Source organism: Flavihumibacter sp. UBA7668, assembly GCF_002483205.1.
Classification (GTDB): domain Bacteria; phylum Bacteroidota; class Bacteroidia; order Chitinophagales; family Chitinophagaceae; genus Flavihumibacter.
The window spans coordinates 489,841-501,479 of record NZ_DLHM01000001.1 but is presented as its reverse complement, the minus strand read 5'-3'; the positions used below and the strand labels follow the sequence as shown (position 1 = coordinate 501,479).

The 11,639-nt window shown below is 42.7% G+C and carries 13 protein-coding genes; 6 read left to right on the top strand and 7 right to left on the bottom strand.

The features are described 5' to 3' along the window. The first annotated feature begins 2 nt into the window (after positions 1 to 2). Positions 3 to 740: a DNA repair protein RecO gene (recO, locus tag B2746_RS02160; RefSeq protein WP_290790527.1), complete on the top strand. Its 738-nt coding sequence runs from the start codon at positions 3 to 5 to the stop codon at positions 738 to 740. Here the strand turns inward: recO and B2746_RS02155 are convergent. Next, positions 737 to 1,879, bottom strand: coding sequence for an amidohydrolase family protein (locus B2746_RS02155; protein WP_290790524.1), 1,143 nt, complete (start codon positions 1,877 to 1,879; stop codon positions 737 to 739). The genes recO and B2746_RS02155 overlap by 4 nt on opposite strands. Before the next feature lie 77 nt (positions 1,880 to 1,956). Between B2746_RS02155 and prfA the strand changes: the two genes are divergently transcribed. Further along, positions 1,957 to 3,021 (top strand): peptide chain release factor 1, encoded by a 1,065-nt coding sequence (gene prfA, locus B2746_RS02150; RefSeq protein WP_290790521.1) that lies wholly within the window; start codon positions 1,957 to 1,959, stop codon positions 3,019 to 3,021. Between the two features lie 485 nt (positions 3,022 to 3,506). Here the strand turns inward: prfA and B2746_RS02145 are convergent, their stop codons facing one another. The 6 genes from B2746_RS02145 to B2746_RS02120 form a co-directional block, all read right to left on the bottom strand. Next, entirely contained in the window at positions 3,507 to 3,938 is a 432-nt protein-coding gene (locus B2746_RS02145; protein ID WP_290790518.1) for a VanZ family protein, read from the bottom strand. Between the two features lie 9 nt (positions 3,939 to 3,947). Further along, positions 3,948 to 4,796, bottom strand: a complete 849-nt coding sequence (locus B2746_RS02140; protein WP_290790516.1) for an anti-sigma factor — start codon at positions 4,794 to 4,796, stop codon at positions 3,948 to 3,950. Beyond that, complete coding sequence (locus B2746_RS02135; RefSeq protein WP_290790513.1) at positions 4,793 to 5,335, bottom strand: RNA polymerase sigma factor; 543 nt, start codon at positions 5,333 to 5,335, stop codon at positions 4,793 to 4,795. Before B2746_RS02135 ends, B2746_RS02140 begins: the two co-directional genes overlap by 4 nt. Before the next feature lie 8 nt (positions 5,336 to 5,343). Next, entirely contained in the window at positions 5,344 to 5,721 is a 378-nt protein-coding gene (gene gcvH / locus B2746_RS02130; protein ID WP_290790510.1) for a glycine cleavage system protein GcvH, read from the bottom strand. Positions 5,722 to 5,793: 72 nt separating this feature from the next. Beyond that, positions 5,794 to 6,492: a peptidylprolyl isomerase gene (locus B2746_RS02125; RefSeq protein WP_290790508.1), complete on the bottom strand. Its 699-nt coding sequence runs from the start codon at positions 6,490 to 6,492 to the stop codon at positions 5,794 to 5,796. Continuing rightward, positions 6,482 to 6,826: a hypothetical protein gene (locus B2746_RS02120; protein WP_290790505.1), complete on the bottom strand. Its 345-nt coding sequence runs from the start codon at positions 6,824 to 6,826 to the stop codon at positions 6,482 to 6,484. The genes B2746_RS02125 and B2746_RS02120 overlap by 11 nt, the downstream gene beginning before the upstream one ends. A 52-nt stretch (positions 6,827 to 6,878) precedes the next feature. Here B2746_RS02120 and serS point away from each other — a divergent pair, with 52 nt between their 5' ends. The 4 genes from serS (at position 6,879) to B2746_RS02100 (ending at position 11,597) form a co-directional block, all read left to right on the top strand. Next, positions 6,879 to 8,147 (top strand): serine--tRNA ligase, encoded by a 1,269-nt coding sequence (serS, locus tag B2746_RS02115; protein WP_290790502.1) that lies wholly within the window; start codon positions 6,879 to 6,881, stop codon positions 8,145 to 8,147. 161 nt (positions 8,148 to 8,308) lie between these two features. Continuing rightward, positions 8,309 to 8,920 carry an outer membrane beta-barrel protein gene (locus tag B2746_RS02110; RefSeq protein WP_290790499.1) on the top strand — a complete coding sequence of 204 codons (612 nt, stop codon included), beginning with the start codon at positions 8,309 to 8,311 and terminating at the stop codon, positions 8,918 to 8,920. Positions 8,921 to 8,970: 50 nt separating this feature from the next. After that, positions 8,971 to 10,386: a DUF1800 domain-containing protein gene (locus tag B2746_RS02105; protein WP_290790496.1), complete on the top strand. Its 1,416-nt coding sequence runs from the start codon at positions 8,971 to 8,973 to the stop codon at positions 10,384 to 10,386. Positions 10,387 to 10,400: 14 nt separating this feature from the next. Next, on the top strand, positions 10,401 to 11,597 hold the full coding sequence (locus B2746_RS02100) for a DUF1501 domain-containing protein (protein ID WP_290790495.1): 1,197 nt from the start codon (positions 10,401 to 10,403) through the stop codon (positions 11,595 to 11,597). Positions 11,598 to 11,639 lie beyond the last annotated feature (42 nt).

Sequence of the window (11,639 nt, the reverse complement as noted above, 5' to 3'; positions counted from 1 at the left end):
GCATGAATTTTCATACCAAAGGAATCGTATTAAGAACCGTGAAGTATGGAGAAACGAGTGTGATCGTTTCCATTTTTACCGAGCTCTTTGGTATGCAGTCTTATATCGTAAATGGTGTACGAACTTCCTCAAAAAAAGCAGGCACCAAAGCGAATCTTTTTCAGCCAGTGGCTTTGCTGGATCTTGTTGTGTATCACAATGAACAAAAAAACCTGCAACGAATAAAAGAACATCGCTGGGCCACTCTGTATCAGCAGTTGTTTTTTGATGTATTTAAAGGTGCTGTTGCCACATATATGGTGGAGTTGTTGCAGAAATGCCTGAAGCAGCCAGAACCTCATCCCGATTTATTTTATTTTATGGAAGATGCGTTGCTGCATCTGGATAAGGCATCGCCTAAAATTGTGGCCAATTATCCCTTGTTTTTCTCTCTGCATCTGGCCAATTTTTTCGGTTTCCGCATGGTGGATGAGTTTGATAATAAAAATTCAATACTTGATTTACAGGAAGGAATTTTTGTTAAAGAACATCCTGTTCATCAATACTATCTGGACGGCTTCAACAGTGAAGTGATTGCGCAGTTTCTACGTGTTATGCAACCGGATGAATTGGAGCAGATTCATATGCCTGTAAATACACGCAGGTATTTATTACAACAGCTTGAACTGTATTATGCATTGCATGTAACAGATTTTGGGCAATTGCGCTCCATGCTGGTGTTACAGGAAGTTCTGAGTTAAATCACCCGTTTTGATTTCCAGTCCTGCAATTGAACAATACCAGGCAGTTTACCTTTTTCAAAACTTCCCAGGGTATGATCCATATCAAGCGCCTTTGCTCCGTTCAGTGTAGCCCATTTTAATAACTGACCCAGCTTGATTGTTGGAAAGGAAACTGACAGCAATTTTATTTCTTCAATTATTGATAACTGATAGTTGGAAGCCAGGCTGTCTGTTCCAAGTATAATGTTATCGTTATATGATTGCAATAAATCTACAGGAGGCAATTTTTCATTGATGTATTTATTGGCAGATGGACATAAACAGAAATATATAGTACTACTGCTTTCCTTTGTAATAAAATTCAAATCTTCCTCTGAAGTGGTGAGGTTATGAACTAAGATAAGTTTCCTGCTGTTTTTCAGAAAAGGAAAGACAGCTCGCAAGCTTGTTGTTCCGGGAGCCTGAAAAAAACCGATGTCAACACCAATTGAATTGTATAAATCATTCATGGCTGAATAGCCGCTCAGAAAAAATTCCTGTTCTGCAACTGATTCCTGGTTGTGCATACTCAGGATAGCTTCGGAATCATATTCCCTTATCAGTCTAAACAATTCCGGAGAAACAGAATAGGGAGCATGTGGTACAATTCCCGATGGCCCGATTTTGTTGAATTCCTCCCTGATTTTTTTAGCCTGATCAAAACGTATGGATGCTGTTGAACCAATAAAACCACTGCATTCAATAAAAGTATGGTAATGGATCCTACTGTTTTTTTTAACTGTCAGACTATCGGCTGTATTAGCAATATCTCCCACTGCAACAATTCCATTGTTCCACATGGCCTGATCAGCCTCTTGCATGGCGATTTCGATTTCCTCTGCTGCAGCCTGCCGCCTGCTCATCACCTGCAGCAGGAAGGGAACCATGCCGGTGGAAGGAGCGATCCGGCCCTTCATATGGCTTAGTTCAAGATGGCAATGGGCATTAATGAAACCGGGACATAAAATTCCATCCAGTTCAAGTACATTTTCTCCTGCATCAGCCATTGGAATAATAGCTTCAATCTGTCCGTTTTCGCTGGTTATCAGCACGGATTCGGGCGGGGCCCAGGAATTTCCGGTAAAAATTTGCGCTGCTTTGAACTTTCGATAACTCATCCCTGCTTTTCTGTTAATTTTGCCATCCTTTTTAACCGGATCAAATTTCCGGTAACCAGGGTATAAAAGTAAGCACTATGTTAGATAAGCTGGAAGCGATCAAGGCAAGATTTATTGATTTGGGTGTTGCCTTAACCAACCCGGAGATTGTTGGCGATAATAAAAAGTTCAGTGCACTCAGCAAGGAATACCGGAGTCTGGAAAAGATTGTGAAGCAATATGATACCTATCGTGCTGTCTTGGCCGATCTGGATACCTACCGGGAAGCCCTTAATGGGGATGATGAAGAATTGCGTGAATTAGCCAAAGAAGAACTTCCGGTTTTGGAGGAAAAAGAAGAATCGCTGCAGGCGGCTATCCGGCAAATGCTGATTCCAAAGGATCCGCAGGATGATAAAAATGCTATACTTGAGATCAGGGCGGGAACCGGGGGTGATGAGGCTTCGCTATTTGCCGGATCTCTTCTGAATATGTACTTACGTTATTGCAACAGCAAGGGATGGAAAACTTCGATTCTAAGCGAGAGTGAAGGAACTGTTGGAGGCTATAAGGAAGTAAACGTTGAGGTAATTGGAGAGGATGTGTATGGGATCTTAAAATTCGAATCCGGGGTACATCGGGTACAACGGGTACCGGCAACGGAAGCCAGTGGCAGGGTACACACCAGTGCAGCCACGGTGGCGGTGATGCCGGAAGCTGAAGAAGTGGATGTTGAGCTCCGGGATGCGGATGTGAAAATGGAAACTTCGCGAAGTGGTGGAGCAGGCGGACAGAATGTAAACAAAGTGGAAACCAAAGTGCAATTGACCCATCTGGCAACCGGGACGGTGGTTATCTGTCAGACAGAAAGAACGCAGTTGGCCAACCGTGAAAAAGCCATGCAGATGCTTCGTACCAAATTATATGAGGAGCAGGTGCGTAAACAGGAAGATGAAATTTCAAGACATAGAAAAAGTTTGGTTAGTAGTGGCGACCGGAGTGCTAAAATCCGCACTTATAATTTCCCTCAGGGTCGTGTAACCGATCATCGGATTAATTATACTTCTTACAATCTTGATGCGGTTTTGAATGGAGATATTCAGGAATTCATAGATCGCTTACAGTTTGCTGAAAATGCAGAAAAAATGACGCAGCAGCAGTAAAATAAATTTTGCTATTTCAACTCAATTGTGGTAAATTCAATAGGAAAGCAGGTTGATACAGATTAACTGTATTATTTACATCTAAATCTTGTTTTTTGGGTAGCTAATACCCGGTTTAGGGTATATCAATCGTTTGCGTAATCCCTACGAAAGCAGTCGTGGTGCGGGCTCCGTGTTAATTATTTTAAAAATCAAACAGGCACTGATTAAAGAGCGGAGATACTGTCGTTACTTTGTGTTATCAAAGAAAGAGAGCAGAGAGAAAAAGTGAAGACGGTAAATTTCAAAGTTCTTTAACGATTCGGAGCACACTATTTGGATGTTTTAATCGTTCTATATTAAACAAAGCAGATTTAAATTTTTGACTCTCACTTAAGCAGTCAATTTTCTCATAAGCAGTTAGTTTTGGTTACGGCCCCTGTTTCCACAGGGGCCTTTCTTATGGTGAAAAGTGAAAGGTGAGACGTGAAAGGTAAAGGTGAAAGTTAGAGGTTAGAGGTTAGAGGTGAGATGTTGGATTCGGTTCGCTTGATTTTTTTGGTAATCCAGAGCCCGCCGAATAATCCACCAATTGCACCCGCGGAATCAGCAAGTGCATCATACCAGTCGAAATCGCGGTGAATCAGGGGGGATGCCTGAATAAATTCAATGATAACGCCATCGCCTACAGCGAGTAATACGACAATCAAATTCCAGGTCTTTTTCTGATTATTGGTAAGATCATCCTTGAGATTGAAGAATAATACCCAACTGGCTACCATCACAAAATAAAGTCCGAAGTGTACCAGCTTATCTGCATGCGGTATTAAAACAACTTTTTCTTCAGAGAAACTTGTTCCGGGCAATAAGAGGAGAAAATGAACGAGTACCAGCCAAATCAGAGGAAAGTTCCTTTTCTCAAAAAACGAATGCAACATTGCTATTAGTTATACTTTTCCCAGCACATACATGGCAGTGAGGGTCGGGCTGGGACTGCCCCCTGCTTCTTCCAGGGTGATGGCAAATGCTTCCGCTTTCGGAATGTTTTTCATTTTCACAAGGCCCTCTTTCGGTTTGAGGTCGATCATGCCGGCATCAACTGGTTTACCATCAACGATTGCCCAGAGCTGATATTGTTTACCAGCAGCAGGTTTCGGTAACTGGTTTACCAAAAGATATACTTCAGCGGAGGTGGAATCCCAATATACGGTCGTCAGACTATTGGTATTGTTAACCGCTGTCATTTTAATGGGTTGCACATTCGGGTTTCGGATCCTGCCCAAATCGTTTTCGAGTTCATTCACCCGGGTTTGGATGGTGCTGTTATTTTCGGCCAGCTGTTGTTGCTGCGCCAGTAAATCCTGGTACAGCAGGGAGGAGCGTTGGTATCTGTTGTAAAGGTAAATATTAAGTGCAGCACTTCCGGCCAATAAAATAATGCTGGCTGCTGCCAGGTATTTTTTCCAGCCGGATTCTTTAACGGCCTTCATTTCAATAACTGGACTAGTCTTTTCAGAAATAACCGGAGTAATTTTTGCTGAAGCTAAAGGAGTAGATCCCGATTGCTGGCTTTCTTTTTGAAGAGCAGTAAAAAGTGAATCGCGCAGCGCAGCGGGCGGAGCAACAGCCCCGGCCATAGCACTGGCTTCCAGGCTGGCTTCGAAGGCTTCACGGGCAGCCTGAACTTCAGGATAGGCTGCGCACATGCGCTCCATTTCCTGCTGTTCGGCGGCATCCGCCAGTCCCAGCACACAGCTTTCAATGCTGCCACTTTCTATGTATTCCTGCACGTTCACGTTAATAATTTTCTAAGTTGCAGCAAGGCAGCACGAATCCTTGTTTTTACGGTTCCAAGGGGTATCTGTAGCAGCGTTGCTATTTCATCATGCGTATAACCTTTAAGATAGGACAGGTCAATCAGAACACGATGTTCCTCTTTAAGCTGGCCAATCACTTTTGATAAACCGATATGATCTATCTGACTGTTGGTTGTTCCGTCAACATTTCTATCTACGTTGGAATCCAGTTCCCGGTTTTTCTGGTTATTCTGATAGGCTTTTGAACGCGTCATATCAATGGCCGCATTCCGGGCAATATTCAGCATCCAGGTAAATAGCCGTCCTTTGGTGGAGTCATAGGTTTCGATCCGGCGCCAGATATTTAAAAATACTTCCTGCAACACATCAGAAGCAAGGGCCTGGTCAGGAATAATCTGCAGGATTACTCCATTCAAAGCACCCGCATAGTGGTCGTAGAGGTAACGATAAGCCGTTTCCTCTTTTTGCCTCAATAAGGCCACCAATTCTGGTTCCTGATATGTGATAGCAGTTGTCAATGGGTGGATTATCCGATCAGTGTCTGGTATCCTTCCGCATCCAGTAATGCTTCCACATCAGCCGGATTGGCAACCGTCATTTTAATCATCCAGCCCTCACCGTAAGGATCTGAATTTACTAATTCCGGATTGGCAGACAAAGCAGGATTTACTTCGTTGATGGTACCTGAAACCGGCAGGAAAAGATCCGATACGGTTTTAACCGCTTCGACTGTACCAAATACAGCTTCTGCTTCCAGGTTTTTGCCAACTGTTTCAATTTCCACATATACGATATCGCCCAACTCGCCCTGAGCAAAATCGGTAATGCCGATGGTTGCGATATTTCCTTCCAGTTTAACCCACTCGTGATCTTTGGTAAAGCGTAATGTTGCGGGGATATTCATACTATGAAATTTTGTCTTGCAAATAAAGGACGAAATTGTGGAATTAGGAAGTTTGATGTTGGAAGTTGGAAGTTAATTCCTGCGGATGAGTCGGGCTTTGATGATTTTAACCGGTTCAAGGGGGCGATCGCCGCCGCTTTGCCCACTGGTTTTTACCGCGGCAATAGAGTCTATAACCGGTATTCCGCTGATTACCTCTCCGAAAATAGTATAGGCCTGGTCGAGATGCGGAGCGCCTCCGATCGTTTTATAAATATCCCGGTGCGATTGTGGAATTTTTTTTCCATTCAGTCGGTGGGTTTCTACCGAATCGAGGCTTTGATCATTGAAAACCCTGCCCTGAACAATGTAAAACTGACTTCCACTGCTGGCTCGTTGGGGATTCACCTGATCACCGGTTCGGGCTGCTGCCAACACGCCTTTATGATGAAAATAGTTCGGGCGAATTTCTGCCGGTATAGTATAGGAAGGGCCACCATTTCCCAGTCGGGTGGTTTCACCCGCATTTTTTGATTTCTGATCTCCGGCCTGTATCATAAAGTCCTGGATCACCCGGTGAAAAAGAATTCCATCATAAAAATGGGAGCGTGCAAGTTTCAGAAAATTATCCCGATGCTGCGGCGTATCATCGTATAAACGAAGGCGGATGGTTCCTTTGGTAGTGATGAGTTCAACATCTCTGTTTTTAAGCCGGTTGGGGAGTGGCTGTCCGATTTTCGGACTGCAGCCAACTGCCAGCACGATTAAAAAGAGAAGCCATTTATATTCCATGTTTATCAAAATAAAGTAAAACATGATCTTTCAGAAATAATTCCTGCTCATGTGGAGGCTGGATGGGAAGATCTTTTAGTTGCCGGAAATGAGGCCAGCCATCGCCATCAACCCCTTCCAATTCATAAAAACCACTTTGTGCCAGGAGTGAACAAACGGCTATATGCATAAGGTCCTGCTTCTGTTCCTTGCTGAATTTGTCTTTTATATCTCCGAATTCCTGAATTCCAATCAGGAATAAAATGGTTTCCATATCCGGTTTCTTTCCGAAACGCTCCACCAGCTTTGCTTCCAGGCTCCACCAACGTACCTGTAAATCGTCTTGTACATTCATGGTACAAAGATAACCGCGTGGGTCGCTTATATTTGCGTCAAATTCAAAATAGATGTTACAGGTGAATTTTATCAGGCAAAACGCTGATTTCGTAAAGGAACGACTGGCAGTAAAACATTTTGCCCGGTTGAATCTGATCGATGAGCTGATTGACCTTGATGAAAAAAGAAGAAAACTCCAGTTTGAACGCGATGAGCTGCAAAGCAGAGTGAATGCTGCTTCGAAAGAAATTGGACTGTTGATGAAATCAGGGAAAAAAGAAGAAGCAGAAGCATTTAAGGCAGAAGTTGCGGCCATTAAAGTGAAGATCGAAGATACCTCCGCACTGGCTGAATTGGAATCTGCGGTGCATGCCATATTGGTGCAGTTGCCTAATCTTCCGGCTGCATCTGTACCTATTGGTCGTACTCCGGAAGATAATGTAGTGGTTCGGGAAGGCGGTGTAATACCCGTATTGGAAGCGGGGTCAAAGCCACACTGGGACCTGGTTTCACAATACGGATTGATTGATTTTGAACTCGGCAATAAAATTACCGGAAGCGGTTTTCCTGTTTATAAAAACAAAGGAGCCAAACTGCAGCGCGCACTGATCAGTTATTTCCTGGATTATAATACGGCTGCCGGTTATACAGAATATTTGCCCCCGCATATGGTGAATGAAGCATCGGCTTATGGAACCGGACAGTTGCCCGATAAAGAGGGACAGATGTACCATGCCGTAGCAGATAATTTTTATCTGATCCCTACTGCGGAAGTACCCGTGACGAATATTTACCGCGATGAAATTCTGAATGCTAATGACCTCCCGGTAATGATGACGGCCTATACGCCCTGTTTCCGTCGTGAGGCCGGTAGTTATGGTAAAGATGTAAGGGGATTGAATCGCCTGCATCAGTTTGATAAAGTGGAAGTGGTTCAACTGGTACATCCCGATAAAAGTTATGAGGTATTGGAAGAGATGGTGCTGCATGTAGAAAAACTGTTGCAAAATCTGGAGCTGCCCTATCGCATGCTTCGTTTATGCGGTGGTGATATGGGCTTCACATCTGCACTCACCTATGATTTTGAAGTATATAGTGCAGCGCAGGAAAAATGGCTGGAAGTGAGTTCGGTTTCCAATTTTGAAGCCTATCAGACCAATCGGATGAAAATCCGTTTTAAAGATGGTGGCGGTAAAACACAGTTAGTGCATTCTCTCAATGGAAGTTCCATGGCGTTGCCAAGAATTGTTGCAGCTTTGTTGGAGAATAACCAGACTTCAGCTGGCATACGATTGCCAAAAGCAGTGCAGCCTTATTTTGGCGCAGAGTTTATTAATTGATACCTTTTTTAATAGTTTGAAAATCCGTGGAGACATCCACGGATTTTTTTTGCTGCATGGGTTTCGAAATTTGTATTCCATCTAACATAATTCGAGGTTAAAAGGAAGCCGGGCATTGTATTTCTGGAATGGAATGTAGATTTTGAGCAAAATTTTATGTTATGAAAAAAATGATTACTTGCCTTGCTTTTTCAGGAATTGTTTTTAGTGCTAATGCACAGGTTCCCCAGGGAAGTTTATTAGTTGGAGGAAGTTTAGGTTTAGGGTCTAACACCTCCTCATCAGGTTCCGGTTCAAATACCAGCAGTTCTAATTTTTCAATAGCTCCGCGAATCAGTTATGCAATTGCAACAAATACGTTACTAAGTTTTAAAACAGGATTTGGTTTTAGCCAAACGGAATATTACAATGGGGATAAAGCTAAAAACAATGGTTTTAGCCTGGGACTTTATGCGAAAAAGCTCATACCAATTAAAAATGCCTTTGGATGGTATCCCGAAGTTGGTGCCAGTATTGCAGCAGGGAAAAATGATTATCGAAATGTAATCGGAGAAATTGTCGAAACTAATAATAGAGAGTTTACTACGGGTGTAACCCCGGGACTTTACTACCAGGCAGGAAAAAAAATGCTGATCAATGTGGAGTTTGGTGGCTTGCAATACCAAACCAGCCGATCAGAGGATGAAACCAATGACCGGATTACTAAAAACCGGAGTCTGGGATTAAGCTTATTTCAAACCTTTCAGTTGGGGTTTGATTTTATAATTAAATAAGATTAAACTTTTTGGCATAGAGTTGGTCCTATTGAATCAAATAAGAACAATTGACAGATTCGCAAATTAATATACAGCACCTCTGCTGGAGAGCGGGATTTGGTCCGGCTGCTGCAGAGCTTCGTCCAATCAGAAAATCGAGCCTAAAGGAATTCAGGAGTCGGTTTTTGATGGCCTCCCGGGAAGCTCCTTTGGAAATTGAAGTGGTCAAAAATCCTTTTGAAGGGATGACCATTCAGGAAGTATCGAAAAAGCTAAAGCAAGCCACAGAGGAAGAGCGCAAATCACTTAGAACCTTTCACCAGAATGGGATTAAATCATTGAATCAGTTCTGGATTCAGGAAATGATAAACAGCAAAGCTCAGCTTAGAGAAAAAATGGTTTTTTTCTGGCACGATCATTTTTCCTGCAGATCCGGAAACTCCTTACATCTTCAAAAATATTTGAATATACTGCGAAAGCATGCCCTTGGAAAATTTTCTGATCTATTGATGGAAGTAAGTAAGTCTGCTGCGATGATAAATTATCTTAATGCCAATCAGAACAGAAAGAACCAGCCGAATGAAAATTTCGCAAGAGAAGTAATGGAATTGTTTACAGTTGGAAAAGGACAGTATTCCGAAGTTGATATAAAAGAAGCAGCTCGTGCACTTACCGGATGGAATGCCAATTATATTGGAGAATTTGTATTCAATCCGGGTCAGCATGATACGGGTTCAAAAAAAATATTGGGGCAATCCGGTGAATTCAATGGTGATGATGTGTTGACTATTTTATTGAATCAAAGAGGAACTGCTCAACATATAACGGAGAAGATTTACCGTTTTTTCGTCAATGAGCAGCCGGATGAAAAAATAGTTACCAGGTTATCGAAGGAATTTTATGAATCGGGGTATGATATTGGCCAATTGTTGCAAACTATTTTTTCATCTGATTGGTTTTATAAAACAGAAAATATTGGAAACAGGATTAAATCTCCCATTGAATTATGGGTTGGCATCAATCGGCAATTACCCATGCAATTTGGTAATCCCGACGCTGCATTAGGATTTCAACGAATAATGGGACAGGTGCTTTTTAATCCGCCGAATGTGGCGGGCTGGCCTTCCGGTAATGCCTGGATAGACAGCAGTTCTCTTATGTACAGATTACAATTGCCAAAAATATTAAGTGCCGGAACTGATTTTACTGTTCTTCCGAAAGCAGATGATGATACGCAGATGGGTAAGGCGGTTAAACCCATAAAAGGGTTGACAGCCACTATTCGATGGCCACTTTATTTTCAGACGTATTCAGGAATTGATTTGAAAGATCTGCCTGAAACCATCAATTCTTTTTTGTTACAGACCTTATCAACACCATCGGAAGCTGTATTGAAAAAACATAGTAAGGAAGTCAGCAGGGAAGCAATGATTTCAAGTCGTACTCTTTTACTGATGCAGTGTCCGGAATACCAATATTGTTAACCAACACATGAACCATGTTGATTAAAAGAAGATCATTTATAAAGGGCTCGGGCCTGGCTACGGCATCTCTGTTGATGCCTCGTTTTCTGCATGCATTTGGAACGGAAGAAAAAGTTCCACCTGGTAATAAAGTGTTGGTTGTACTTCAGCTGAGCGGAGGCAATGATGGACTTAATACAATCATACCATATCGAAATGATATTTATTACAAGTCCAGACCAGTTATTGGAATTGCAAAAGAAAAAGCAATAAGGCTAACGGACGAAGCAGGCATGCATCCTTCTCTGGATTATCTGGGACATCTGTTTCAGGAAGGCGAGTTAGGTGTACTGAATAATGTGGGTTATCCGGAACCGGATCGTTCTCATTTCAGAAGTATGGATATCTGGCATTCTGCCAGTGGATCCAAAGCATACTGGCAGACCGGATGGTTAGGAAGATTATTGGATGAACAATGTAAGAATTGTGAACATTCCACGCAGGCTGTGGAAATCGATGATATGCTGAGTCTTGCTCTAAAGGGCAATAACAGGAATGGCTTTGCATTTAAAGATCCCCGCAGGTTGTATCAGGCGAGCCGATCTCCATTGCTGGATGATCTTTTGAATGCACATGATAGGGAACACGCTGAGCACACGGCTTCTTATTTATATAAAACACTGGCTGATACAAAAAAGAGTACTTCCTATATTTTTGAGCAAAGCAGGCAGGTAGCAACCGGTGTTTATCCATCCCATGAATTTGGCCGCAATTTAAAAACGGTAGCATCCCTGATACTTTCGGATATCAATACCAAAGTGTATTATGTTTCAATCGGAAGTTTTGATACGCATGTTGGCCAGGATGTGCAGCAGACCCGTCTATTCAAGCAGATAAATGAAGGGTTGAAGGCATTTGTTGAGGACCTGAAAAAGAACAATCGTTTCGAAGATGTATTGGTTATGAGCTTTTCTGAGTTTGGCAGAAGGGTAGCCCAAAATGCAAGCAAGGGAACCGATCATGGAACTGCCAATAATATGTTTTTTATATCAGGCGGTTTAAAGCAGCAGGGAATATTGAATGAATTGGATGATCTCACCAGTTTACGTGCCGGCGATCTTCAATATAAAATTGATTTCCGACGGGTTTATGCAACTGTCCTGGAGCGATGGCTAAACGTAAAAGCGGAGCGGATCCTTGGCGCTGCCTTCGAACCCCTCGGCTTTATTTGATTTTTCACCGGTCGGGTACCACCCGACCGGTGCCACCCGACC

Coding starts and splice junctions, on each gene's coding strand:
- recO (WP_290790527.1), top strand. CDS start 3: ATGAATTTTCATACCAAAGGAATCGTATTAAGAACCGTGAAGTATGGA.
- B2746_RS02155 (WP_290790524.1), bottom strand. CDS start 1,879: ATGAGTTATCGAAAGTTCAAAGCAGCGCAAATTTTTACCGGAAATTCC.
- prfA (WP_290790521.1), top strand. CDS start 1,957: ATGTTAGATAAGCTGGAAGCGATCAAGGCAAGATTTATTGATTTGGGT.
- B2746_RS02145 (WP_290790518.1), bottom strand. CDS start 3,938: ATGTTGCATTCGTTTTTTGAGAAAAGGAACTTTCCTCTGATTTGGCTG.
- gcvH (WP_290790510.1), bottom strand. CDS start 5,721: ATGAATATCCCCGCAACATTACGCTTTACCAAAGATCACGAGTGGGTT.
- B2746_RS02125 (WP_290790508.1), bottom strand. CDS start 6,492: ATGGAATATAAATGGCTTCTCTTTTTAATCGTGCTGGCAGTTGGCTGC.
- B2746_RS02120 (WP_290790505.1), bottom strand. CDS start 6,826: ATGAATGTACAAGACGATTTACAGGTACGTTGGTGGAGCCTGGAAGCA.
- serS (WP_290790502.1), top strand. CDS start 6,879: ATGTTACAGGTGAATTTTATCAGGCAAAACGCTGATTTCGTAAAGGAA.
- B2746_RS02110 (WP_290790499.1), top strand. CDS start 8,309: ATGAAAAAAATGATTACTTGCCTTGCTTTTTCAGGAATTGTTTTTAGT.
- B2746_RS02100 (WP_290790495.1), top strand. CDS start 10,401: ATGTTGATTAAAAGAAGATCATTTATAAAGGGCTCGGGCCTGGCTACG.